Source organism: Nesterenkonia halobia (assembly GCF_039536005.1).
Classification (GTDB): domain Bacteria; phylum Actinomycetota; class Actinomycetes; order Actinomycetales; family Micrococcaceae; genus Nesterenkonia; species Nesterenkonia halobia.
Genome location: NZ_BAAAYG010000002.1, coordinates 113992 through 137139, shown reverse-complemented (window position 1 = coordinate 137139; position 23148 = coordinate 113992). Strand labels below are relative to the sequence as shown.

18 protein-coding genes and 1 tRNA gene are annotated in these 23148 nt (G+C 72.7%); 12 read left to right on the top strand and 7 right to left on the bottom strand.

Going from position 1 to position 23148, the window contains the following annotated elements; translation table 11 throughout:
• Positions 1 to 82: 82 nt before the first annotated feature.
• Positions 83 to 463 (top strand): VOC family protein, encoded by a 381-nt coding sequence (locus ABD652_RS01380; protein ID WP_344717409.1) that lies wholly within the window; start codon positions 83 to 85, stop codon positions 461 to 463.
• Positions 464 to 661: 198 nt separating this feature from the next.
• Here the strand turns inward: ABD652_RS01380 and ABD652_RS01375 are convergent, their stop codons facing one another.
• A complete protein-coding gene (locus tag ABD652_RS01375) occupies positions 662 to 1888 on the bottom strand; it encodes a cysteine desulfurase family protein (protein ID WP_344717408.1) in 1227 nt (408 codons plus the stop codon).
• 44 nt (positions 1889 to 1932) lie between these two features.
• On the opposite strand from ABD652_RS01375, the gene ABD652_RS01370 reads away from it, so the two are divergent.
• The 3 genes from ABD652_RS01370 to ABD652_RS01360 all read left to right on the top strand — a co-directional run bounded on the left by ABD652_RS01370 (position 1933) and on the right by ABD652_RS01360 (position 5218).
• Complete coding sequence (locus ABD652_RS01370; protein WP_344717407.1) at positions 1933 to 2937, top strand: J domain-containing protein; 1005 nt, start codon at positions 1933 to 1935, stop codon at positions 2935 to 2937.
• 101 nt (positions 2938 to 3038) lie between these two features.
• Entirely contained in the window at positions 3039 to 3515 is a 477-nt protein-coding gene (locus ABD652_RS01365; protein WP_344717927.1) for a tRNA (cytidine(34)-2'-O)-methyltransferase, read from the top strand.
• Positions 3516 to 3577: 62 nt separating this feature from the next.
• A complete protein-coding gene (locus ABD652_RS01360; RefSeq protein WP_344717406.1) occupies positions 3578 to 5218 on the top strand; it encodes an anti-sigma factor domain-containing protein in 1641 nt (546 codons plus the stop codon).
• A gap of 101 nt (positions 5219 to 5319) precedes the next feature.
• On the opposite strand, the gene ABD652_RS01355 is transcribed toward ABD652_RS01360, so the two are convergent.
• Together ABD652_RS01355 and ABD652_RS01350 are read right to left on the bottom strand one after the other, a co-directional pair.
• The gene (locus tag ABD652_RS01355; RefSeq protein WP_344717405.1) at positions 5320 to 6129 is read right to left on the bottom strand and encodes a PIG-L deacetylase family protein; all 810 of its coding nucleotides are present in this window, start codon (positions 6127 to 6129) and stop codon (positions 5320 to 5322) included.
• 7 nt (positions 6130 to 6136) lie between these two features.
• The gene (locus tag ABD652_RS01350; RefSeq protein ID WP_344717404.1) at positions 6137 to 7864 is read right to left on the bottom strand and encodes a trypsin-like peptidase domain-containing protein; all 1728 of its coding nucleotides are present in this window, start codon (positions 7862 to 7864) and stop codon (positions 6137 to 6139) included.
• Between the two features lie 362 nt (positions 7865 to 8226).
• Here ABD652_RS01350 and ABD652_RS01345 point away from each other — a divergent pair, with 362 nt between their 5' ends.
• From ABD652_RS01345 to ABD652_RS01325, 5 genes are all read left to right on the top strand, one after another.
• Entirely contained in the window at positions 8227 to 9771 is a 1545-nt protein-coding gene (locus tag ABD652_RS01345) for a hypothetical protein (RefSeq protein ID WP_344717403.1), read from the top strand.
• Between the two features lie 144 nt (positions 9772 to 9915).
• Positions 9916 to 10734 carry a PspA/IM30 family protein gene (locus tag ABD652_RS01340; RefSeq protein ID WP_344717402.1) on the top strand — a complete coding sequence of 273 codons (819 nt, stop codon included), beginning with the start codon at positions 9916 to 9918 and terminating at the stop codon, positions 10732 to 10734.
• Positions 10735 to 10941: 207 nt separating this feature from the next.
• Entirely contained in the window at positions 10942 to 11847 is a 906-nt protein-coding gene (gene pdxS, locus ABD652_RS01335) for a pyridoxal 5'-phosphate synthase lyase subunit PdxS (RefSeq protein ID WP_153143436.1), read from the top strand.
• Positions 11844 to 12428, top strand: coding sequence for a pyridoxal 5'-phosphate synthase glutaminase subunit PdxT (pdxT, locus tag ABD652_RS01330; protein ID WP_344717401.1), 585 nt, complete (start codon positions 11844 to 11846; stop codon positions 12426 to 12428). The genes pdxS and pdxT overlap by 4 nt, the downstream gene beginning before the upstream one ends.
• 160 nt (positions 12429 to 12588) lie before the next feature.
• The gene (locus ABD652_RS01325; RefSeq protein WP_344717399.1) at positions 12589 to 14187 is read left to right on the top strand and encodes a variant leucine-rich repeat-containing protein; all 1599 of its coding nucleotides are present in this window, start codon (positions 12589 to 12591) and stop codon (positions 14185 to 14187) included.
• Positions 14188 to 14230: 43 nt separating this feature from the next.
• On the opposite strand, the gene ABD652_RS01320 is transcribed toward ABD652_RS01325, so the two are convergent.
• The gene (locus tag ABD652_RS01320; protein ID WP_344717398.1) at positions 14231 to 14899 is read right to left on the bottom strand and encodes a TM2 domain-containing protein; all 669 of its coding nucleotides are present in this window, start codon (positions 14897 to 14899) and stop codon (positions 14231 to 14233) included.
• 234 nt (positions 14900 to 15133) lie between these two features.
• A tRNA-Met gene (locus ABD652_RS01315) sits at positions 15134 to 15207 on the bottom strand.
• Positions 15208 to 15452: 245 nt separating this feature from the next.
• Between ABD652_RS01315 and ABD652_RS01310 the strand changes: the two genes are divergently transcribed.
• Positions 15453 to 15902 carry a DUF2231 domain-containing protein gene (locus tag ABD652_RS01310; RefSeq protein ID WP_344717397.1) on the top strand — a complete coding sequence of 150 codons (450 nt, stop codon included), beginning with the start codon at positions 15453 to 15455 and terminating at the stop codon, positions 15900 to 15902.
• 280 nt (positions 15903 to 16182) lie between these two features.
• Here ABD652_RS01310 and ABD652_RS01305 read toward each other — a convergent pair whose 3' ends face one another.
• Positions 16183 to 19356 (bottom strand): UPF0182 family membrane protein, encoded by a 3174-nt coding sequence (locus tag ABD652_RS01305; RefSeq protein ID WP_344717396.1) that lies wholly within the window; start codon positions 19354 to 19356, stop codon positions 16183 to 16185.
• 117 nt (positions 19357 to 19473) lie between these two features.
• Positions 19474 to 20676: a YlbL family protein gene (locus tag ABD652_RS01300; protein WP_344717394.1), complete on the bottom strand. Its 1203-nt coding sequence runs from the start codon at positions 20674 to 20676 to the stop codon at positions 19474 to 19476.
• Between the two features lie 213 nt (positions 20677 to 20889).
• On the opposite strand from ABD652_RS01300, the gene ABD652_RS01295 reads away from it, so the two are divergent.
• Entirely contained in the window at positions 20890 to 22509 is a 1620-nt protein-coding gene (locus ABD652_RS01295; protein ID WP_344717392.1) for a zinc-dependent metalloprotease, read from the top strand.
• A gap of 11 nt (positions 22510 to 22520) precedes the next feature.
• Positions 22521 to 23135 carry a M48 metallopeptidase family protein gene (locus ABD652_RS01290; RefSeq protein ID WP_344717391.1) on the top strand — a complete coding sequence of 205 codons (615 nt, stop codon included), beginning with the start codon at positions 22521 to 22523 and terminating at the stop codon, positions 23133 to 23135.
• Positions 23136 to 23148: the final 13 nt, after the last annotated feature.

The following is a 23148-nucleotide window of genomic DNA, read 5'->3' as shown; positions in this document are numbered from 1 at the left end:
CGAGTAGCGTCGAGATGACGACTTCGCCTCCGGATGCGCCGCGGCGTGCCCGGACCCCGACTCCGTGAGCAGGTGATGGACCATGGCATGCCGGATCAGCGAACTCGTGCTCGAATGCGCCGACCCTGCGCGGCTCGCGGAGTTCTGGTGCGAGGCGCTGGACTTCGTCGTGCTAGGTGACGAGGGGGACGGCAGCCTGGAGATCGGCCCGCGGGACGGTTTCGGCGGGCCGCAGCCGACGATCATCCTCAGTCGCCACGCCGCTCCGCAGCCGGGCAAGCCGCGGCTGCATATCGACGTCAACGCCACCGATCGGGACTATGACGCCGAGCTCGACCGCCTGCTGGCCCTCGGCGCGCGGCGGGCCGACGTCGGCCAGACCGGAGCCGAGCCGTGGCATGTGCTGTCCGACCCGGAGGGCAACGAGTTCTGCCTGCTGAAGGCGCGGCTCGACCCGCTCTGACCCGCACTTCCCCACACTGGCCCGTGGTGGCCCGTGCTGACCCGCTCCGCTCGGAGCTGCGCGGCTCGGCCCGGGGCCCTGACCCAGGTGTCACGTCCTGACCGAGTTGTCACGCCCCTGTCCGGACGTGACAACAGGTCGAGGGCGTGACGCCTGGCGGGGCTGGCGGAGGCGGGCAGGGGCGCCCGCCGGCCCCGCTCAGCGCCGGTCGCCGGCCATCCCCGCCGCCCGGGCGCGGGAGACGATCTCCGGCAGCGCGGCGATCAGCGCCTCGACGTCGTCCTCCGTGGTGGTGTGCCCCAGGGTGAAGCGCTGGGCGCCGCGGGCGACGTCCTCGCCCAGCCCCATCGCCAGCAGCACGTGCGAGGGGCGCGGCACTCCCGCGGTGCAGGCCGAGCCGGTGGCGGTGTCGAAGCCGGCCATGTCCAGCATGAACAGCAGCGAGTCCCCTTCGGCGCCGTCGACGGTGAGGTGCAGGTTGTTCGCCAGCCGCCGCTCCGGGCGGGATCGCGGGTCCGGCCCGCGCAGCTGCACTCCGTCGAGGCCCTCGACGGCCTCCAGCAGCCGGTCGCGCAGCCCGGCGACCCGTCGGGTCTCCTCCGCACGGGTGCCCACCGTCTCCTCGGCGACGGCGGCGAAGGCGCTCAGTCCGGCGACGTCGAGGGTCCCGGAGCGGATGTCGCGCTCCTGTCCGCCGCCGTGCAGCACCGGGGTCAGCGCGACGTCGCGGCGGACCAGCAGCGCGCCGACGCCGACCGGCCCGCCGATCTTGTGCGCGCTGACCGCCAGCGTCGCCGCCCCGCTGGCGGCGAAGTCCACCGGCGCGGCGCCGACGGGCTCGGAGCCGAAGGCCTGGACGGCGTCGGTGTGCAGCGGCACGCCGTGCTCGGCGCAGCGCGCGGCGATCTCGGCCACCGGCTGGATCGCGCCGATCTCGTTGTTCGCCCACATCAGCGTGGCCAGCGCGATCGACTCCGGCGCCTCGGCCAGCTGCGCGGCGAAGGCCCCGACGTCGACGATCCCCGCGGCGTCGACGGGGGCGAACACCAGCTGGGCGCCCTCATGGGCCTCCAGCCACTCGGCGGTGTCCAGCACGGCATGGTGCTCGATGCCGGTGAGCAGGATGCGCCTCCGCCGGGGGTCCTGGTCCCGGCGATGCCAGTACAGCCCCTTCAGCGCCAGGTTGTCGGCCTCCGTCCCTCCTGAGGTGAGGATGACCTCGGAGGCGTCGGCGCCCAGTGCGGCGGCCAGCCGCGCCCGGGCGGAGTCCACCGCCAGCCGGGCGCGACGCCCCGAGCCGTGCAGCGAGGAGGGGTTGGCCAGCCGCGGCGCCGCCTCGGTCAGCGCCGCGGTGAGCGCCTCCAGCGCCGCCGGCTTCATCGGCGTGGTCGCGGCATGGTCGAAGTACCGGGAGGTCGTCGTCATCGTGCCACCGATTCTACGGGCGGAGACGCTATCGTGAACGGGAGATGAGCTCCCCCTCCCCCGATTCCGACCTCTACGCGGTGCTCGGCGTCGCGCCCGACGCCGACCCCGCGGCCATCCGCACCGCCTACCGGCGGCGCGCCCGGGAGGCCCATCCGGACCGCGGCGGCACCGACGAGCAGTTCCAGCGCGTCCAGCACGCCTGGGAGATCCTCGGCACGGCCGAGGCCCGGGCGGACTATGACCGGCGCCGCGGCCGGGCCGGCGGCGCCGAACCGGCCGACGAGACCCCGTCCTGGACGGCGCCGACGGCCGCCGGCGCCGCCCGCGGAGCCGAGCGGACGGCCCCCTCGGGCGCGGCGCACCGGGCGGTGGTCTACGAGCCGGAGCTGTCCTCTCCGCAGCCGCTCTCGCTGCCGCTGACCAGCCAGAAGGTCCACGGCGAGTTCGCCTCCCGCGGGCTCTTCGGCGGCGGCCGGGCGCTGCGCCGTCGTCGCCGCACCGTCGAGCTGCTGGAACGCCAGGTGCTGGCCGAGCTGCCGGCGGCGCGGCTGTTCAACGACGTCCATCTGCTGCCGCCCCGGCCGGACCGCAGAGGCCGCGCCCGGCCGCCGAAACAGGGCGAGCGCGCCGAGCACGTGCTGGTCTGCGGCGACGCGATGGTGGTGGTCTTCTCCCTGGAGGTGCCGGCGTCGGTCGCCTCCTGGGACGGGGCCACGCTGCGCGCGGCCGGGCGGGCCATCACGCTGCCGGACCTCGCCGGCCAGGCCGCCCAGCTGCAGGAGACGCTCTTCCGCCGACTCGCCGACGAGCATGGTCGGCGTGCGGAGCTGACCGTCGGCCACCAGGTGATCCTGCACTCGCCCGACGGCGGACTGCTCTCCCCGGTCGTGGAGACCCTGCGGCCCGGCGGTCGCGCCCCGCTGGCCGCCGGCCGGGCGGTGCGGGCGATCACCGGCCAGCTGGCGATCTCCTCCCGGGCGAACGTCGTCGACCGTGCTCTGCTGTCCGTGCTGCGCGGCCAGCTGGCGTCGCCGGTGACCGGCTGAGGCGCGTCCGCCCGCTCCGAGTCGCTAGGATCGTGGGCGTGCCTGAGACCTCCGATGCCCCTGACGCCGCCTCCGTCGTCGCCGCCTCCGCCGACTCCCCGATGGGCCGCCCCCGCCTGCGGGTGCTGGTCGACCAGCCCGAGATCCCCGGCAACACCGGCAACATGATCCGCCTGGCGGCGGTCACCGGCGCCGAGCTGCATCTGGCCGAGCCGCTGGGCTTCGACTTCGCCGATGCCAAGCTCAAGCGCGCCGGGCTCGACTACCACGATCTGGCGGTGCTGACCGTGCACCCGGACCTGGAGACCGCCCTGCAGCGGCTGCGCCCCGAGCGGCTCTTCGCCTTCACCGGAGAGGGCTCCACGAGTCACACCGCGATCGACTACCGCGACGGCGACGTGCTGCTCTTCGGCCGCGAGTCCACGGGACTGGACGACGAGGTCAAAGCCGATCCCCGCGTCACCGACCTGGTGCGCATCCCGATGCTGCCCTCCCGCCGCTCGCTGAACCTGGCGAACTCGGTCTCCGTCGCCGTCTACGAGGCCTGGCGGCAGCAGGGCTTCGACGGCGCCTCCTGAGGTCCGCCGCGGTCCGCGTCGGTCCCCGCAGGCGCCGGCGCGGGTCGCTAGACTCGCGAATCATGGAGACCCCTTCCTCACGTCCTGACGACCGCGGCCGGGACGACGCCGACGACCGCTCGGTCCACGACCCCGCGAGCTCCCCCGGCTCCCCGGCGGCGGAGTCCGCGACCGACGGGGAGCCGTCGCTGGCCGACATGCTCGGCGCCACCGCGGCCGGCGACCAGGCCTCCTTCGCGGCCTTCTACGACGCCACCGCCGACGTCGTGCACGGACTGGCGATGCTGATGCACGAGGACTCCGACGGCGCGGACACCGCGACGGTGGCGGTCTACCGCCACCTCTGGGACCAGGCCGGCGAACGCGCCCGCGACCTGCGGCTGCAGACGGCGGCCTCGCAGTCGCTGACCGACGAGCACGCCGACGCCGAGGCCAGCTACCGGCCCGACGAGTACGAGCAGGTGCTGGAGTGGCTGGTGCCGCTGGCGCACCGCATCATGGTCGAGCGGTTCCGCGAGGGGCAGGCGACGCCGATCCGGCTGCAGGTCGTCGCCGAGGAGGGCGGCATCAGCGGCCTGCCCGAGGAGGTCGTCGACGACCTCTCGGCGCTCTCCGACTCACAGATCCAGGCCATCGCGCTGAGCTACCTGGTCGGGGCCACGCATCTGGAGATCGCCGAGGCCGTCGGCGCGGCGGTCCCGGCGGTGAAGTCGCGGCTGCGCGACGGCATGACCCGGGTGCACAGCCGGCGCACCGCCCGCGAGGAGCAGGTCGACCCGGTCCTGCGGGCGGCGGTGACCCGTCGGGACGTGCTCCGGTCCTCCGGGATCAACCGGAACTTCACCCGGGAGATCTCCGCCGATCTCGAGAAGGGCCTGCTGGTCGAGCTCGCCGAGGTCTACGCGCTGGACGCCATCGACGAGCGCCAGCGCGCCCTGCTCGACGAGTCGGCGCTGACCGCCGCGTCCGACGTCGCCCAGGAATGGGACACGCGCGTGCTCGCCGCCCGCCGCTCGCTGGCGGAGGTCTTCACCGTCCACCCGGTGCGTCCGCCGTCGCACCTCATCGAGGAGGTGCTGCTGGACCTGGGCGATCAGGAGGTCGGCATGGGCATGGTCGAGGAGTTCTCCGAGGGGACCGAGGAGGAGGGTCGCCGCGAGCCGCTGATGAAGCGGTGGATGGTCCTCGCCGCCCTCGCGCTGGTCGTGATCGTCGCCGGCGTGCTCATCTGGCGCGTCGTCGCCGGCGGAGACGTCCGGCAGATCGCCGACGAGGCCCCCGACGCCGAGCGGCTCGAGGACCTGGAGCTGGCGCAGGGCGGGACCGCGACGGCGGTGCTGGCCGAGTCCGAGGACCTCGGCTACGCGGACTTCTCCGAGGTCGGCACGCCCGACGGCGCGGCCTACATGGTGTGGCTGATGCCCGCCGACGCCCAGGGGCAGCCGTCCTCGCTGGGCAGCTACACCGCCGAGGAGCTCGACGAGGAGATCATCGAGATCAGCGACCTCGCCGAGCACCGTTCCCTGGTGGTCACGGCGGAGGAGGTCACCGGCCGCGAGCGTCCGGCCGGCGACGTCGTCGTCGAGATCCCGCTGCAGGACGGGGCCTCGGGGCCGAGCTACGGCGGACCGGACACGGCTCAGTCGCCCGGCGAGGACAGCTCCGGCGACGACTCGCCGGGCGACTCCGCCGACGGGGAGTGATCCGGCGAGGAGTGATCCGGCGGGCACGACGCGCCCGCCGGCCGGACGGCGGCTCGAGAGCCGGCGAGCTCAGCATCCGGCGAACTCAGAACTCGACGAACTCAGAACCCGGCGAAGGTGTCCGGGCCGTTGATCACCACGTGGTGGAAGCCCTCGGCGAGCGCGCCGGAGGGCCCCGCCGGATGGGCGGCGCGCATCTGGTCGGCCACCCGCTCCTCCATCTGCCCCGGGTCGGGGTGCTGGCTGAAGTGCTTGCGCAGCGCGGCGAGCTTCGTCGGCAGCTGCGCGGTGACCTCCACCCGCGCATCGATGCGCTCCTGCGGAGCGGCCATCAGCAGCAGATGGGCGATCCGGAAGGCCTCCAGTCCCTCGTCCTCGCGCAGATGCGGGAAGGCGAAGGGGTTCTCCACCGCCGGGTAGCTGGCGCGGACCACCGCCTCGCCGCAGGCCAGGTGGTCCGGATGCGACTTCTGCAGCCGGTCCCAGGCCCGCTCCGGATGCGGAGAGATGACCACGTCCGGGCGCACCTGCCGCATCACGCGCACCAGCTTCTCCACCAGGTCGGCCGTGGGTTCGACCCAGCCGTCGCGCTCGTCCAGCAGCACGACGTCGGAGATCCCCAGCACCTCGGCGGCCTCGCGCTGCTCGGCCTCCCGGCGCCGGGCCATCTCCGAGGGGTCGTGCCCGCCCTCGAAGCCGCCGGCGTCGCCGGCGGTGAGCAGGCACAGGGTGACCTCGACGCCGCGCTCGGCCAGGGCGGCGACGGTCGCGGCGGCGCCGAAGTCGACGTCGTCGGGGTGGGCGCCCACGGCCAGCACGCGGGAGATGCCGAGACGCTCGACGAGCTGGTCGGGGTCGACCAGCTCATCGGCCGACGGGGCGGGGGCGGCGGAGCGGGACAGCGGCGTCATGCGGCGATCACATCGCTCCCAGGGTCACGTCGGCCTGCTGCTCCTCGCCGCCGCGCCGGTAGGTGATGGTCACGTCGCTGTCGGCGGGGTACTCCCGGATGGTGGCGGTCAGGTCGGTGCTGTCCTGGATGGAGCGGTCGTCGACGCCGGTGATCACGTCGCCGGACTGCAGCTCGGCCTCCGCGGCCGGCGATTCGGAGGCGACCTCCTGGACTGTGGCGCCGGCGGTCGCGGCCTGCTGCTGGGTCTGGTCCTGCGAGGGGCCGACCGTCACGCCGAGCAGCCCGTGGGAGACCTCGCCGTCGGCGATGAGCTCCTCGGCCACGCGCTGGGCGTAGTCGATCGGGATGGCGAAGCCGACGCCGATGTTGCCGGAGCTCTGGCCGGTGGTGCTCCCCCCGCCGCCGGAGGCGATGGCGACGTTGACGCCGATGATCCGGCCCTCGCCGTCGACCAGCGCGCCGCCGGAGTTGCCGTGGTTGATGGCGGCGTCGGTCTGCAGCACGTTCAGGTGGATCTGGCTCTGGGCCGACCGATCCTCCATGTCCGGGAAGTAGAACTCGAAGCCCTCGCCCTCCTGCTGCTCCTGCTCCTGCTGCTGGGGCGCATCAGACTCCGACTCCTCCGGGGTCGCCGAGGAGGCCACTGAGATCGTCCGCTCCTTGGCCGAGATGATGCCGTCGGTGACCGTGCCGGAGAGGCCCAGCGGGGCGCCGATGGCCACCGACTGGTCGCCGACGTTCAGATCGCCCGAGGAGCCCAGCTCGGCGGGCTGCAGCCCCGAGGGGTCGTCGACCTTGATGACGGCCAGGTCCGAGGCCGGATCGGTGCCGACGACCTGCGCCGAGCGGGTGCTGCCGTCGTTCAGCCGCACGCTGATCTGCGGGTCCGAGGCGGCGCCGCCGAGGGTGACCACGTGCGTGTTGGTCAGGATGTGGCCTTCGTCGTCGAGGATGATCCCCGAGCCGGAGCCGCCCTGCCCGCCGGCGCTGACCTGCAGCGTGGTCACCGACGGCGAGGCCTTCGCCGCCGCGGCGGTGACTGCGGTGGCGCTCTCCGGGTCGTTGATCGTCACGCCCTCTCCGGTGCTGCCGCTGGTCTGCACTGTGGGCTGATCGCTGAGCAGGGCGACGGTGCCGGCGCCGACGCCGCCGCCGAGCAGGCTGGCCACCACGACGCCGGCGGCCAGCGCGCCGAGCCCGACCGTCGCCGGACGGCGGGACCCGCGGTCGTCATGACCGCCCGACGGCGGGCCGGCGGCCTGCGGAGCGGCGAACGCCGGCTCCGTCGGCCGCTGCCCGTAGCCGTGCGGGTCCGGGGACGAGCCCCCATGGTCGGAGCCGTAGGCAGACCCGTACGAGGAGTCGTAGGGGGAACCGTACGAGGAGCCGTACGGAGAGTCGTACGGAGCGTCGTACGGAGCGTCGTAGGGAGAGCCGTGCTGAGCTCCGTGCTCAGCGCCGTACCCGGCCCCGTGCTGGGCGCCGTACTCGGCCCCACGCTGGGCGCCGTACTGGGCGCCGTACTGGGCGCCGTACTGGGCGCCGTGCTGAGCTGCATCCGGTGCTCCATGCCCGGCGCCGGGAGCGTCGCCGGAGGGCCCCGACGACGGCGTCGACGGCGCCTGCTCCGGGCCGTCCGTCTCCTCGCGGGGCTGCGGCGACTGCTCGCCCTGCGCCCCGGACGGGCCGGTGCGGTCGTCGTCGGAATGCGGATCGTACGGACCGGACGTCATGGTGTACCTGCCTTCAGTCTGGTGCGGTCGTGGGCGCATCGGCCACGACCCTGCTCGAGGGGCGGTGCACCTCCTCCGCGGAGCGGGCGGGGTCGTCGCGACGGACGGCCCTGCCCGGGTGCACCTCCAGCATTGTGCGTCGGCACCCTGTGATGACGACGATAACCCGCTGAATATGTGCTGAACGATTCCCCGACGAGCGTTCACCCCCTGCGAACACCTCGGCGAGGCCCCCGTCCAGCCGACCGGTCAGCAGTCCGGCGAGCGCCCCCGCCGCCGGCCCGTCCGCCCGTCTCGGCGGGCATCCTGCCCAGGCGCTGATCTCCGTGGACGGTCTCGGGGGCGGACCATAGACTGACCACATGGTTCCAGCCGCCGCGATGTCCCTGATGCCGCCCGTCGGTGCCGTGATCGTCGGTCCGCTGATCATCGGCGCCGCAGTGCTGGCGCTCATCGGCGTCGGCGCCCTCTACCTGACGCGCGGCGGGGCGCAGTCGCGCCGCATCGCCGCGGCGAACCGGTCGCGGAACGGCGGCGAGGTCGAGCAGCAGCAGACTGATCCGCTCGACGCCGAAGACCTGGATGCGCTGCGCCGCCGGGCCGGGTCGCTGCTGGTCGGCGCGGACGAGGCGGTCCGCTCCTCGGAGCAGGAGGTGCTCTTCGCCCAGGCCTCCTACGGCGACGAGCAGGTGGCCGTCTTCCGCGAGGACATCGACGAGGCCCGGCGGCTGCTCACCGAGTCCTTCCGCCTGCAGCAGCAGGCCGACCATGCCGAGCGCGATCTGGACCCCTCCCAGGAGGATCTCGACCAGGCGCGGGAGGCGGCCCTGCGCGGCCCGCTGAAGGAGATCGTGGAGAACTGCCGGCGCATCGACGAGACCCTCGAGCAGCATCGCCGCGAATTCGAGGACCTGCGCAGCCTGGAGCGCGACCCGGGCCCGGCCGCCGACCAGCTGGCCGACCAGCTGGGGCGGCTGCGGGACCGTCGGGCCGCGGCCGAGGAGCAGCTGGCCGAGCTGCGGGAGAACTACGACCCGTCGGCCTTCCCGCAGTACGTGGCGAATCTGCGACGCACCGGAGAGGAGCTCGACGAGGCCGAGGCGGCGCTGGCGCGCGCCCGCGAAGCGGTGGAGGCCTCGCGGGCGTCCGACGCCGTGGTGGCCCTGCACGAGGGCGAGGAGGAGGCCTCGGACGCCGCGGACCTGCTGGACTCGATGGAGACGACCTCGGGACGGCTCGCCGAGGCGCGGCGCGGGCTGGACGGCGAAGTCGCCGACGCCGAGCAGGACGTCGCCCAGGCACGAGCGATCCTCGACGCCGGGCAGGCCCCGGAGCTGGCCGGTCCGATCGCCGCGACCGAGCAGGCCGTGCGCCGCGTGCGCGCCGCGCTCGACGGCGAGGCCCCGATCGACCCGCTGGAGCTGCGCGACCAGCTCGAGACGGCCCACCGCGAGCTCGACGCCCCGCTCGAGGAGGTCCGCGACCGTCAGGCGCAGGACCGCCGGGCGCGCGCCTCGCTGCAGACCGAGCTGCTCTCCGCCCGCAACCAGGTCCAGTCCTCGGTGGACTTCCTGCGCTCGCGCCGCCGACAGGTCGGCAGCACCGCGCGCACGCGCATGGCCGAGGCCGAACGGTGCCTCGCCGAGGCTCAGGCGCAGGAGAACACCGAGCCGGCCAAGGCCCTGCAGTCGGCGACCCAGGCCAAGCAGCTCGCCGTGCAGGCCGCGCAGATCGCCGAACGGGAGCGTGCCGAGGGCAACCTCACCGGCGGCGGCGGCTTCGGCGGCATGGGGATGGGCGGCGGCATGGGCGGCGGCATGGGCGGCGGACGCGACTACGGAGCCCCGGGCGGCTTCGGCGGCGTCCTCGGCTCTCCCGGTCATGGCCGCCGGCGACGCCGATTCTGACCCCGACGCCGTCCGGGCCCCGGCCTGGCCACGTCCCTGCCCGTCCTGCACCCGTCCCGCCCGCCGTCCGCCCGTCCACACCCCTGTGCCGCGGGCCACGGACTCACTAGACTGGTCCCGCCCCCTCCATGAAAGGTGATCATCGTGTCCAAGCAGTCCATCTTCGGCCGGATGTCCCAGCTCGTCCGCGCGAACATCAACTCGATGCTCGACAACGCCGAAGACCCCGAGAAGATGCTGGACCAGATGGTCCGGGACTTCACCAACAACATCGCCGAGGCCGAGGAGGCCATCTCCCAGACCATCGGCAATCTGCGGATGATGGAGGACGACCACAAGGAGGACCTGGAGACCGCGCGCTCCTGGGGCCAGAAGGCGCTCGCCGCCTCGCGCAAGGCCGACGACCTCCGCACGGAGGGCGACACCGAGGACGCCGCGAAGTTCGACAACCTCGCCAAGGTCGCCATCCAGCGGCAGATGGACGCGGAGAACTCGGCCAAGACCGCCGAGCCGACCATCCAGTCGCAGCGGGAGATCGTCGAGAAGCTCAAGAACGGCCTGGAGCAGATGAAGACCAAGCGCCAGCAGCTGGTCTCCAAGCGCGACGAGCTCGTCGCCCGGTCCCGCGCCGCCGAGGCGCAGTCCCAGGTCCACGACGCCGTGAAGTCGATCGACATCATGGACTCGACCTCCGAGGTGGGCCGCTTCGAGGACAAGATCCGCCGGGAGGAGGCCAAGGTCCGCGGACAGTCCGAGCTGGCCGCCTCCAGCCTGGACGCGCAGTTCGAGGACCTCGAGGACCTCGGCGAGCAGGCGGAGGTCGACGCCCGGCTCGCGTCGCTGAAGGGCGGCGGCGACACCAAGTCGCTGGGCACCGGTCAGGACGACGCCGCCGACACCACCTCCGGAGACCTCGACCTCGCCGACGATCTGGCGGCCCTGGAGGCCGAGCAGCGGCGCTGACGCCGCGTCGACTGCCGCCGTCGCCCCTCGACCCGGCGCACCCTCGCCGGGCGACGGGCGTTGCCCGAGCGTGCCCCGAGCGTGCCCCGCTCCCGGCCCGACGGCGGATGACGTTCTGCGGCCCCATCCCGCCGAAACCGCGCGGATCTCTGCTTCAATGGATGCCTGCGCATCCGTGATCCGCATCCATCATCGAGGAGCCCATCAGTGACCCCTGAGAACACCCAGTCGCCCGGACAGGGCGCGACGACGGTCAACACCGGCCTGGCCCACATGCTCAAGGGCGGCGTCATCATGGACGTGGTGACCCCCGATCAGGCGAAGATCGCCGAGGAGGCCGGCGCCGTCGCCGTCATGGCCCTGGAGCGCGTCCCCGCCGACATCCGCGCCACCGGAGGACTGGCACGGATGTCGGATCCGGACCTGATCCAGGGCATCATCGACACCGTCTCCATCCCGGTGATGGCGAAGGCGCGCATCGGCCACTTCGTCGAGGCCCAGGTGCTGGAGCACCTCAAGGTCGACTACATCGACGAGTCCGAGGTCCTCTCCCCCGCCGACTACGTCAACCACGTCGACAAGTCGAAGTTCTCGGTGCCCTTCGTCTGCGGCGCCAGCAACCTCGGCGAGGCGCTGCGCCGGATCACCGAGGGCGCCTCGATGATCCGTTCGAAGGGCGAGGCCGGCACCGGCGACGTCTCCGAGGCGGTCAAGCACCTGCGCACGATCAACGCCGAGATCGCGCGGCTGACCTCGATGGCCGAGGACGAGCTCTACGTCGCGGCCAAGGAGCTGCAGGCTCCCCACGCCCTGGTCAAGCAGGTCGCCGCCGACGGCCGCCTGCCGGTGGTGACCTTCGTCGCCGGCGGCGTGGCCACGCCCGCCGACGCGGCGATGATGATGCAGATGGGCGCCGACGGCGTCTTCGTCGGCTCGGGCATCTTCAAGTCCGGCGACCCGGCGGGCCGGGCGAAGGCCATCGTGCAGGCCACCACCCACTACGACGACCCGTCGGTGGTCACGGAGGTCTCCCGCGGCCTCGGCGAGGCGATGGTCGGGCTGAACGTCGCCGACCTGCCGGAGCCGCACCGGCTGGCCGAGCGCGGCTGGTGAGCCCGCGGATCGGCGTCCTGGCGCTGCAGGGGGCCATCGCCGAGCATGTCCGTGCTCTGCAGGCCGTCGGCGCCGAGGTGAGCACCGTGCGGCGCCCCGCCGAGCTGGCCGGCCTGGACGGACTGGTCGTCCCCGGCGGGGAGTCGACCACGATGGCCCGGCTGGCCGCCCCGGCGGGGCTGCTGCCGCAGATCCGCGCCGCCCACGACGACGGCATGGCGCTCTTCGGCACCTGCGCGGGGATGATCCTGATGGCCGACGACGTCTCCGACGCCGCGGCGCTGGAGGGCTTCGAGCGGATCGGCGGCCTGGACATCGTCGCCCGGCGCAACGGCTACGGCAGCCAGCTGGACTCGTTCACCGCCGACCTCGACGTCGTCGGACTGGACTCTCCGCTGCCGGCGGTGTTCATCCGCGCGCCGGTCGTCGAGTCGACCGGCGCCGAGGTCGAGGTGCTCGCCTCCGCGGCCGAGCGACCGGTGGCGGTGCGCCAGGGGCGGATGATGGCCTCCAGCTTCCACCCGGAGCTGACCGAGGACCACCGCCTGCACGCGCTGTTCGTGCAGCTCGCCGGAGCCTGAATCCGCCGCGGGACGCCTCGGGCCGACCCGAGGCGTCCCGCGGGCGGGTTCCGCCGGCCTCCCGCGCGTCGGCCGGGGTCGGAGTGCCGCGCCGCCGTTCGGCGCTGTAAGCTCTCCCACGACGACCCGAGCCCCGACTGCCTCCCGGCTCCGAGGAACCATGACCTTCAGCTACGACGATGTCCGCCGCCTGGCCTCCGACCCGGAGTCCGAGTGGGGCACTCTGCACTGGATCGCAGAGGAGTACCCTGAGCTGCGCCCCGCCGTGGCGGCGAATCCCGCGACGTATCCCGAGCTGCTGGAAGCGCTGGCCGATCTCGACGACCCCGCGATCACCGCGGCGCTGATGCGTCGTTTCAACCCCGAGGCCGCGCCCGCGGAGGGCGCCGAGCACGAGGGCGGCGAGCACGGGGGCGCCGAGCATGGGGACGCCGAGCATGGGGACGCCGAGGCCGACGGCGAGCACGCGGACGAGCACGCGGACGAGCACGCGGGCGCTGAGCCCGGGGACGACGAGCACCCCGATGAGCACCCCGACGAGCACGCGGGCGCGGGGAGCGCTGAGAGCAGCGACGCCGGCGACAGCGCGCCGGAGGCGGCCGGAGCGGCGACGGCGGCGCACACCGCGGCGGCGACGGGCCCTGCCGAGGCATCGGCTCCGACTCAGGCGACGGACGAGCCGTCCACGCCGCCCGAGCCGACCGAACCGGCTGAGACGGCCGGAGCGACCGAACCGGCTGAGACGGCCGGAGCGACCGGAACAGCCGGGGTGGCCGGAGCGGCCGCGGGCGCGGCATCTCCGGGGCCGGAAGCCGACGGCGGCGGGGACGGAGCCGAGGAACCTGCTCCGGCGCTGCCGGCCTCGACGCTCACCGCCGGAGCCGGCACCGGCATCAGCGCGGCGGCGCTGCAGGAGCGCGCCCGCCGTCGTCGCTCACGAGCCGGACTGGTGCTGCTCGCCGTCGTCCTGCCGATCATCGCCGTCGTGGCGATCGCCGCGCTGGTGATCATGCTGCTCGACGACCGCGGCGACCCGCAGGCCGAGCCGGGCGGGGACGCCGCGAGCGAGACGAGCTCCTCGCCGTCGGAGACCTCGCCGGAGCCGAGCCCCTCGCCCACCGGCCCGACGCTCGACGAGCTGCGCAGCGCGGTGTCCGAGCTGCCGCAGACCTCCTCCTGCGAGGACGTCACCGACGACGTCGACGTGTTCACCGCCTACGCCGAGCGCGCCGCCGACGAGGACTCCTGGAGCACGGAGGACGATGAGCTGGTGCAGCGCACCGTGGAGGACCTGCAGGCTGAATGCGGCGCGCTGCAGAGCGCCCAGGTGCATCAGCAGCTGACCGGCCAGTCCTCCGCGGGGATCGCCGCAGCGGCCGAGGACATGGGCACCGGGTGGATCGAGATCGGCGCCCCCGCCGACGGTGCGACGGAGCTGACCTCGTTCAGGATGCCCAGCGGCAACGTCCGCTGCGAGATGGGCGATCGGCTGCACTGCAGCATCGTCGAGCGCGACTTCTCCGCGCCGGAGGGCTGCGACGAGGCGAACCCGATCACCTACCAGAGCACGCTGCGCACCACGGCCGCGCCCGACTGCGAGGATCCCGTGGAGGAGGCCGACCGGGAGATCCTCGCCTACGGGCAGACGACGGCGAACGAGTACTTCGCCTGCCAGTCGATGCGGTCGAAGCTCTCCTGCTGGAACAAGATCACCGGCGAGGGATTCAACCTCTCGCGCAGTTCGCACAGCACGTACTGAGCTCCGGCGCCGGCAGCCGTCCCGCGGCGGACCTCGTGGTCCGCTACTCCCAGCGGATCGCCCGCAGCGCCGGCGTGCCCTTGCAGATGATGACGATGAGGTCGATCAGCTGCCAGATGCCGAACGTCATCCAGCTCAGCAGCAGCTTCGCCACGCCCAGTCCCACATGGCCGAGGTAGAAGCGATCCACGCCGAGGGTCCCCAGGAAGAGCGACAGCAGGACGGCCGCGGCGAAGCTCTTGGGCGGCCCGGGTGCGTAGCCGGCGACCGCCGGGCCGGACACGGTGTTCACCACGGTGACCCCGCCCTGGTTGACCGGGGCCGGGGCGCCAGCGACCGATGCCGAGGGAGCCTGCTGAGGAGCGGCGAGCGAGGCGGGGTGCGGGATCCCGACGCTGGCCTGACCGGGACCGTGGAGCATCACGGGAACTTCGACGTCGACCCCCTGCGCCCGCAGCGACCGCAGCGCCGGGGCGCACGTCGTGGCCAGTTCACGGTCGATGCAGCCCACGGGCCGGCCGTCGACAACGATCAGCACGGCGTCGGCGTCGTCGGGGTTGCCGGACTCCTGGACCAGTGCGGCGAGACGCTGGACGGGACCCTGCGCGCCCTGGGACGCCTGCCGGTGGGCCTCGGCGAGGTTCTGCGGATGGTCGCGCAGCCAGGACAGCACAGGCGCCTCCTGGACAGGCTGCGGCCGGATGATCGACATAGTGGTCCCCTCATCTGATGGCTTCTCGGATTCATGGCGCCGGCGCGGGACACGACGAGAACCTGGGCTGCGTTCTCGTCCAGCCTGCTCGGTGCGAATGTCCCCGGAGTCTATGCGAGGGCACTGCCACGCCCCGGCACCTGCTGGGGCCGGGTCGGCGGGCTGGCCCCGCCCCCGGACATGCAGAAGGCCCCCGGCCCGGGATCTCTCCCAGGCCGGGGGCCTCCTTCTTCGTTGCGGGGGCAAGATTTGAACTTGCGACCTCCGGGTTATGAGCCCGGCGAGCTACCGAACTGCTCCACCCCGCGGCGACATGCTCCACTCTACCCATGGATGAGCGCGGCGCAAAATCGAGATGAACGATTCCGAGCGTGATCTGCAGCACGCCTCGACGACGTCCTTCGCACCACGTCAGATCGGCCCCGTCCACCTGACACCTCATCTCGCCGCCGGGTAGTCTGCGAGCACCCGCAGACGCCCGGGCACGGCCCTCCGCAGGGTCGGCACGTCCCCGGCCGACGTCCCCTCCGACCACCACCGCAGGGAGAGCCCCATGATCCTGGATCTGCCCCTCCACCCGCTGATCGTCCACGCCGTGGTCATCCTGGTGCCGCTGTCCGCCGTGCTGGTGCTCCTCGCCGTGCTCGTGCCGCCGCTGCGTCGGAGCTGCGCGCCGGTGGGCGCCGTCCTCGCCGTCGTCGGCGCGATCTCCGCGCTGGTCGCCGAGCGCAGCGGGCGCGCCCTGGCCGAGACGGTCGGCGTGCCCGCCGACCATGAGCCCTGGGGGACCCCGACGCTGATCGCCAGCGCAGTCTTCGCGGTGCTGGCCGTCGTCTGGCACCTGGTCCAGCGCCGCGCCGGCCGCCGGCGACGCGGATCCCCCGCGGTCCGAGTCCTCGGCGCGCTGACCGTGCTGGCCGCGCTGGCCGCCGTCGGCCTGACGCTCATCTCCGGCCACACCGGCGCCGAGGCCGTCTGGGGAAGCATCCGCAACATGCTCTGAGCGGAGCCTCCCGGCCCTGCCCCGCGCTGAGTGGTCACTTCTGACGACACTCTGCGGCCTCCGACGGCGTGTCGCCGCCCCGGAGCCGTCAGAATCGACCACTCAACGTGCGGAGCGGCCCGGCACGGGACTGAGGGACCGGACACCGGGCTGAGGCCCCCGGGCCCGGCCCCGGGCAGAGGGACCCAGCTCCGGGCCATGGGACGAGCAAGGGCCCGGGAGCAGTCAGCTCCCGGGCCCTTCTCATGCCGGTCGACCGGCCGTACTCAGCGGCGGAAGATCACTCGCCGCCGGAGTCCTCGGAGCCTCCAGAGTCACCGGAGCCTCCCGAGTCGCCGGACCCGCCGTCGATCTCCTCCTGGGCGGCCATGGCGTCCTCGACAGCCTGCTGCAGCTCGTCCTGCGCCTCCCCGTAGGCGGCGAAGTCGTTGTCCTGCAGCGCCTGCTGGGAGTCCTGCATGGCCTGGTTCGCCCGATCCAGGGCGTCCTGCAGCTGCTCGCCCGCCGGGCCGGTCGGCGCGGGGGTCGAGTCGTCCGGAGACGGCGACGGCGACTCCTCGGAGCCCGAGGTCTCGCCGGAGTCTCCGGAGTCGGACGAGTCGCCCTCGCCCTCGCCGTCGACGCCGGCCTCCTCCTCGACCTCTTCGCCCTGCACGCCGGCGCCGTCGGCGACCTCGGCGCCGGAGTCGCCGCCGAAGATCTGGTCCAGCGCGCCGTCGAGGCTGTCGGCGAAGCCGACCTCCTCGCCGTAGGAGACCACGACCTTCCGCAGCAGCGGGTAGGAGGTGGTGCCGGTGGACTGCACGTAGACCGGCTGGACGTAGAGGATGCCGCCGCCGGCGGGCAGGGTGATCATGTTGCCGCTGATCACCTCGGAGGCGCCCTGGCGCAGCAGGTTCAGCTCCTGGGAGATGACCGAGTTGGAGTCGAAGTTCGCCTGCGTCTGGCCCGGTCCGGGGACCGCGGTGTCGCGCGGCAGCTCCAGCAGCCGCAGCTGTCCGTAGTCCTCGCTCTTCACTCCGTCCTCACCGGTGCCGGCGTCGCCGGTGGCCGAGAGGTAGCCGTAGAGCACGTTGCGCTGCTGGGCGCCCTCGGTCACCTGCGGGATGAACGTCGAGGTCAGCGAGAACTTCGGCTCGTCCTGCCCCGGCATCCGCAGCGTCATGTAGTACGGCGGCTGCTTCACCGAGTCGTCGTCCTCCGTCGGGTCGTCCGGCACCGACCAGGCGTCGTTGTCCTCGTAGAACGCCCCGGCGTCGGTGACGTGGTACCGGCCCAGCAGCTCGCGCTGGACACGGAACATGTCGTCCGGATAGCGGACGTGGTCCATCAGCTCCGCACTCATGTCCTCATAGGACTGCAGCGCGTCCGGGAAGACCTTCTGCCAGGCCTGGAGGATGGGGTCCTCCTCGTCCCAGGCGTAGAGGTCCACCGAGCCGTTGTAGGCGTCGACGGTGGCCTTCACCGAGTTGCGCATGTAGTTGACCTGGCCGGAGAGCACCGACTGGCCCTGCGTCAGCGAGTCGGTGGTGGCCGACTCGAGCTGCTGCTGCGCGGAGTAGGGGAAGTCGTCGGAGGTCGTGTAGCCCTCCACGATCCACTTCACCCGGCCGTCGACGATCGCCGGGTAGGCGTTCTGGTCGACGGTCAGGAACGGCGCGACCTTCTCCACACGCTGCCGGGGATCGCGATCGTAGAGGATCTGCGACTCGGAGTTCATGTCGCCGGAGAGCAGGATCTCCGGGGACTGGAACTGGATGGCATAGACCAGCCGGTTGAACAGGCCGCCCACCGACGGGCCGCCGTCGCCGTCGAAGGTGTAGGTCGCGTCCTCCTCGTTCTGGCCCGACGCCGGACGGTCCAGCTCCATCGGGTCCGCACCCTCGGGAGCGCCGACGATGGAGAAGTCCGGAGCGTTCTCCCCGAAGTAGATGCGCGGCTCGTAGTCCTCGTCCGAGGCCAGCTCGCCGCGGGTCGGGATGCCCTGCAGCGTGAAGTCCGGCCGGCCCTCGGGGGTCACCGAGGAGGCGTTGGCCGCGACGAGTCCGTAGCCGTGGGTGTAGATCAGGTGCTCGTTGACCCAGGAGGCGTCGTCGGCGACGTTCACCTCACGCGCGGCGATGACGGTGTCCTCCATCTGGCCGTCGACCGAGTAGCGGTCGACGCTGAGCGTGTCCGGGAACTGGTAGTACTGGCGGAACTGCTGCAGCTGCCCGAAGGAGGCGCTGACCAGGTTCGGGTCCAGCAGACGCACGTTCTGCGTGTTGGCCGAGTCTTCGCTCAGCCCGCCCTCCTCGGCGGTGACGTCGGCGTCGTAGCTGTCCTGGCTGATGTCCTGCAGTCCGTAGGCGTAGCGGGTGGTGTCGATGTTGCGCTGGATGTATTCCTCCTCCAGCGTCCGCTCCGACGGCTGCACCTGGTACTCCTGCACCAGGAACGGGTAGATCGCCCCGCCGACGATCGCGGTGACCAGCAGCATCGCGACGCCGATGATGGAGAACCGCCAGCGGCCGGTCACCGCGGTGACGATGAAGATCGCGGCCACCAGCACGGCGGCGACGGCGAGGATGGCCTGGGCGGGGATGACGGCGTGGACGTCGGTGTACATCGCACCGGCCCAGTCGCCGTCCTGCGACTGCAGCGTGGAGTAGCGGTCCAGCCACCAGTTCGCCCCCTGCAGCAGCACGAACAGCGCGGCGGTGACCGCGATGTGCCAGCGGGCGGCCTTCTCGATGATGAAGCGTCCGTTGGGCTCGATCCGGATGCCGCCGTAGAGGTAGTGGCAGATGATGCCGGCGATGCCGGCCACCAGCACCACGGAGACCAGGAAGCCGGTCAGGAAGCCGATGAACGGCAGGTTGAAGACGTAGAAGGCGTAGTCGAGGCCGAACTCGGGGTCGCTGTCGCCGAAGGGCTCACGGTTGAAGAACAGCAGCACCGTGTCCCAGGCGCCCGACGCCGCCGTGCCGGCGAAGAAGCCCATCAGCACCGGCAGGCCGATCATGAACAGCCGGCGCATCGAGTCCAGCGTGCGCTGATAGCGCTGCACCGACTCGTTGACCTGCCGGCCCAGGGTCTGCGGGCGATGGCGGAAGGCGAGGAAGAGGCTCAGCCAGACGAAGGCGCCCATCACCACGAATCCGGCGGCGAAGACGCTGATCCGGGCCAGCCGCTCGGTCCAGAAGACGTCGGAGTATCCGACCTGGTTGTACCAGAGGATCTCGGCGTAGAACCCCGAGAAGATCATGAACGCCCCGATGAGCAGGGCGATGATGATGATCGTCAGGGTCAGCGCCGACGGCCGGCGCGAGCCGCTGCGCGCGCTGTTCGAGCCGCCGCCGTCGCCTCCTCGCCCGCCGCCGGAGCCTCCGGAGCTGTCGTCGTCGTTCCCGGAGCCGAACAGGCCTCCGCCGCTGAAGGGGTTCGCGGAACCGAATCCCTGGGAGAAACTCACGTCTACCCTCTCCTCGCCTCTGCCGCGGCCCCGAGGGGCCCACAGCGTCGTGGGTGTGCTCGTCGGTGCTTCAGTGCTTCAAGTGATGCTGCGTGGTGCTCGAGGCCGGCGGACCGCTCATCCGCAGGTCTCCGCGGCGTCCAGCGCGGCTTCGTCGCCGTCGCCGACCGCCTGGACGATCGACCGTGCCTGGCCGACGCCCTCGATGCTGTAGACGTCGATGCCGGCGGGGACTCGTCCGTCGAGCCCGGCGCAGTTCCCGGCCGGGGCCAGGAAATGGTCCGCGCCCTCGGCCGCGGCCCCGCGGACCTTCTGCGCGATGCCCCCGATGGGGCCGACCGTGCCGTCAGCTTCCACTGTGCCGGTTCCGGCCCAGTGCTCCCCCGCCGTCATCGATCCGTCGGTGAGCGTGTCGATCACGCCCAGCGAGAACATCATCCCCGCACTGGGCCCGCCGACGTCGTCGAGCCGGATGTCGACCTCGACCGGGAAATCGAAACGCCCCTGCAGAAGAACGCCCATGTAGTGCTGGCCGTCCGACTCTTCGTAGGTGGGGACGTCGACCTCCTGCCGCTCGCCGTCCCGGATCACGTCCAATCCTACCGGCTGACCTGCGGCGTCGGTGACCGCATCGCGCAGTCCCGGCACGCCGGCCACCGGCTCGCCGGCGGCCGCGACGACTTCATCGCCGATCTGCAGCACGTCGTCGGCGCCGGACTCGGCCGCGCCGTCGGTGAACTCCACGACCTCCAGGCGCTGCGAGTACTCGATGCCGAGCTCGTCCAGGGCGGCGGCCACCGCCTGGTCCTGGGAGCTGGTCATCGCCTGCGCGTTCTGCTGCTCGACCTCCTCGGCGGAGGTGCCCGACGGGTAGACCAGCTCATGCGGCTCGACGTCGACCGACGGGTCGAACCAGCCGCGGATCATGTCCGGCACGCGGACCGTCGAGGTGGGCTGGCCGTTGACGTAGACCGTGGTCAGATCCAGGTTGCCGTCGGTCTCGTAGGTCTGGGCGCCGTCGACGGTGATGATCGGGTCGCCGTCGGTCTCGCCGATGGTGTTGAAGGTCGGCCCCGGCGATTCGATGAGGAAGGCGCTGGGCACCGAGAGCGACGCCGCGCCCAGCAGCAGCGCCGAGGCGCCGGCGCCCAGCTGGACGCCGCGGCGCACGCGACGACGGCGCGGCGGGCCGGGGACGCCGTCGGCGGGGCGGTCCTCGGAGGCCTCGGACCCGGGCGCGGCGGAGGCCGGCGCGAGGCCGGGATCCTGGGCCGGCGGCGCAGGCTGCGCCGCACGCGGCGACTGATGCTGGTCTGTCATGGTGATCGAAGGATATTGTCTCATCCTGGCCATGACGGGACGAACGCGCCGTCGGCCATGCCGCGGCGTCCGGCTCGGGCAGGCTGCGGGCGCCGTGCCGCCTCCCGTCCACCGAGCGCGAACTCGGGCCCGTGGAGCGGACACCGTGCTCGACGGCTCGATACCCTGGAGACTCCACAGACCCATGGTCAGCGACGAGTCAGGGAGCACCCGATGAATGGCGACAACTCCGAGCGCCGCGACGGCGACGGCGAGGACCCGCAGAACCCCATGGAGGAGCTGTTCAAGCAGCTCTTCGGCTCCGACCCCTCCGGGAATCAGAGCGGGACGGGCGACTCGTCGCAGGGCCCGTCGATCGGCTTCACCGGCACGCCCGGCTCCGGGCAGTCCGGCCAGTCCGGCGCGCAGGGCTTCGACCCCTCGCAGATGGGCATGTCGGGCATGGACCCGCAGATGATGCAGCAGATCATGGGTCAGGTGCAGGCGATGTTCAGCGCCATGCAGAACTCCTCCGAGGAGGACCGGCAGGGTCCGGTGAACTGGTCGATGGCCAAGAACGCCGCCCGCCAGGCCGCCTCCGGCGACGACCCCAGCGTCTCCCCGAGCGAGTCCCGGGAGATCGACGAGGCGCTGCGGCTGGCCGACATGTGGCTCGACGCGGCGACGACCTTCGCCTCCACCGGCCAGCTCGGCAAGGCCTGGTCGCGGGCGCAGTGGATCGAGGAGACCTTCGACTCCTGGCAGCGGCTGACCGAGCCGGTGGCCGAGTCGGTCTCCTCCGCGCTGTCGCAGACGATGAAGGATCAGCTCGGCGAGCAGGGCGACCTCACCGCCGGGCTGCCGCCGGAGATGCAGGGCATGCTCGGCGGCGCCGGCTCCGAGCAGATCACCGGCATGCTCGAGCAGATGGGCGGCATGGCCTTCGGCATGCAGCTCGGCCAGGCGGTCGGCGAGCTCGCCAAGGAGGTCCACTCCGCCTCGGACATCGGCCTGCCGCTGGCCGGCCGGACGCTGGCGCTGCTGCCGAAGAACATCGCCGAGTTCGGAGAGGGCCTGCAGGTCGACCGCCAGGAGATCGTGCTCTACCTGGCGCTGCGCGAGGCCGCCCGGATGCGGCTGTTCACCCACGCGCCCTGGCTGGAGCAGGACCTGTTCAACGCCGTCGCGCAGTATGCCGCGGGCATCAGCATCGACATGGGCCGGATCGAGGAGGCCGCCTCGCAGGTGGATCCGACCAACCCCGAGGCGATGCAGCAGATCATGGGCGAAGGGCTGTTCTCCTCCGAGCGCACCCCGATGCAGGATGCCGCGCTGCGCCGCATCGAGACCACGCTGGCACTGGTCGAGGGCTGGGTCGACGACGTCGTCAGCCAGGCCGCCGAGCACCTCGAGTCGCTCGGCGCGCTGCGCGAGACGATGAACCGCCGCCGGGCCGCCGGCGGACCGGCCGAGGAGACCTTCGCCTCGCTGGTCGGCCTGGAGCTGCGCCCCCGCCGGCTGCGCGACGCCGCCGCCCTGTGGGCCCACCTGCGCACCGCCGACGGCCTGTCCGGCCGCGACGAGGTCTGGTCGCACCCGGACGTGCAGCCCGATGAGCAGGACCTGGACGACCCCGAGGGCTTCCACCGTCGCCGCGCCGAGCGGCAGGCGGAGTCGGCCGAGCTCGACGAGGCGCTGGAGAAGCTGCTCGCCGGCGGCTACGACGGCCCGTCCGAGTCCGGCGCCTCCGCCGAGGACGAGGACGCCGGCGACGCCGACGGGTCGGGCGAGTCCGGCGAGTCCGGCGACGACTTCGACCGCCCGGGCGGCTCCGGCGGCTCTCCGACCTCCTGAGCGCCGCGTCGATGGCCTCCTCGTCATCCTCCCGCGGGCGCCCGCGCTCCGGGAGCGGGTCCGGGCGGAAGCCGGCGCAGACTCGCCGCGAGACCGAGCAGGTCGAGGTCGACGGCCATCCGGTGATCGTGGTGCGCTCCTCCCGGCGGACCCGCACCGTCTCGGCCGACCAGGTCGACGGCGTGCTCCGACTGCAGGTGCCGATGCGGCTGACCCGCCGGCAGGTCGACGGCCATGCCCGGGCCTTCCGCCAGAAGCTGGAGCGGCGCGCCGCCCGCGGCGAGCGCTCCGAGGACGAGTTGATGCGGCGGGCGCGCCAGCTCGTCGCCGAGTACTTCGGCGGGCTGCTGGATCCCGCCGAGGTCCGGTCGGTGACCTGGTCGGACCGGCAGAACACGCTCTGGGGGTCGACGACGGCGCTGGAGGGCACCATCCGGCTGTCCTCGCGGCTGAGCGGCATGCCGGTCTGGGTCCAGGACTCGGTGCTGGTCCACGAGCTGGCGCACCTGATCGCACCGGATCACGGCGCGGAGTTCCAGCGGCTGGTGGCGGCCTATCCGCACACCGTAGCCGCCGACGCCTACCTCGAGGGCGTCAGCTACGGTTGGCGGAACCCGCAGGGCTGAGCGGCCCGCGCGA

Excerpts from the sequence above, each read along its gene's own strand:
- ABD652_RS01375 (WP_344717408.1), bottom strand. The coding sequence starts at position 1,888 with ATGACGACGACCTCCCGGTACTTCGACCATGCCGCGACCACGCCGATG.
- ABD652_RS01290 (WP_344717391.1), top strand. The coding sequence starts at position 22,521 with ATGGCCTCCTCGTCATCCTCCCGCGGGCGCCCGCGCTCCGGGAGCGGG.
- ABD652_RS01360 (WP_344717406.1), top strand. The coding sequence starts at position 3,578 with ATGGAGACCCCTTCCTCACGTCCTGACGACCGCGGCCGGGACGACGCC.
- ABD652_RS01370 (WP_344717407.1), top strand. The coding sequence starts at position 1,933 with ATGAGCTCCCCCTCCCCCGATTCCGACCTCTACGCGGTGCTCGGCGTC.
- ABD652_RS01365 (WP_344717927.1), top strand. The coding sequence starts at position 3,039 with ATGGGCCGCCCCCGCCTGCGGGTGCTGGTCGACCAGCCCGAGATCCCC.
- ABD652_RS01295 (WP_344717392.1), top strand. The coding sequence starts at position 20,890 with ATGAATGGCGACAACTCCGAGCGCCGCGACGGCGACGGCGAGGACCCG.
- ABD652_RS01350 (WP_344717404.1), bottom strand. The coding sequence starts at position 7,864 with ATGACGTCCGGTCCGTACGATCCGCATTCCGACGACGACCGCACCGGC.
- ABD652_RS01325 (WP_344717399.1), top strand. The coding sequence starts at position 12,589 with ATGACCTTCAGCTACGACGATGTCCGCCGCCTGGCCTCCGACCCGGAG.
- ABD652_RS01310 (WP_344717397.1), top strand. The coding sequence starts at position 15,453 with ATGATCCTGGATCTGCCCCTCCACCCGCTGATCGTCCACGCCGTGGTC.
- ABD652_RS01320 (WP_344717398.1), bottom strand. The coding sequence starts at position 14,899 with ATGTCGATCATCCGGCCGCAGCCTGTCCAGGAGGCGCCTGTGCTGTCC.
- ABD652_RS01380 (WP_344717409.1), top strand. The coding sequence starts at position 83 with ATGGCATGCCGGATCAGCGAACTCGTGCTCGAATGCGCCGACCCTGCG.
- ABD652_RS01300 (WP_344717394.1), bottom strand. The coding sequence starts at position 20,676 with ATGACAGACCAGCATCAGTCGCCGCGTGCGGCGCAGCCTGCGCCGCCG.
- ABD652_RS01355 (WP_344717405.1), bottom strand. The coding sequence starts at position 6,129 with ATGACGCCGCTGTCCCGCTCCGCCGCCCCCGCCCCGTCGGCCGATGAG.
- ABD652_RS01345 (WP_344717403.1), top strand. The coding sequence starts at position 8,227 with ATGGTTCCAGCCGCCGCGATGTCCCTGATGCCGCCCGTCGGTGCCGTG.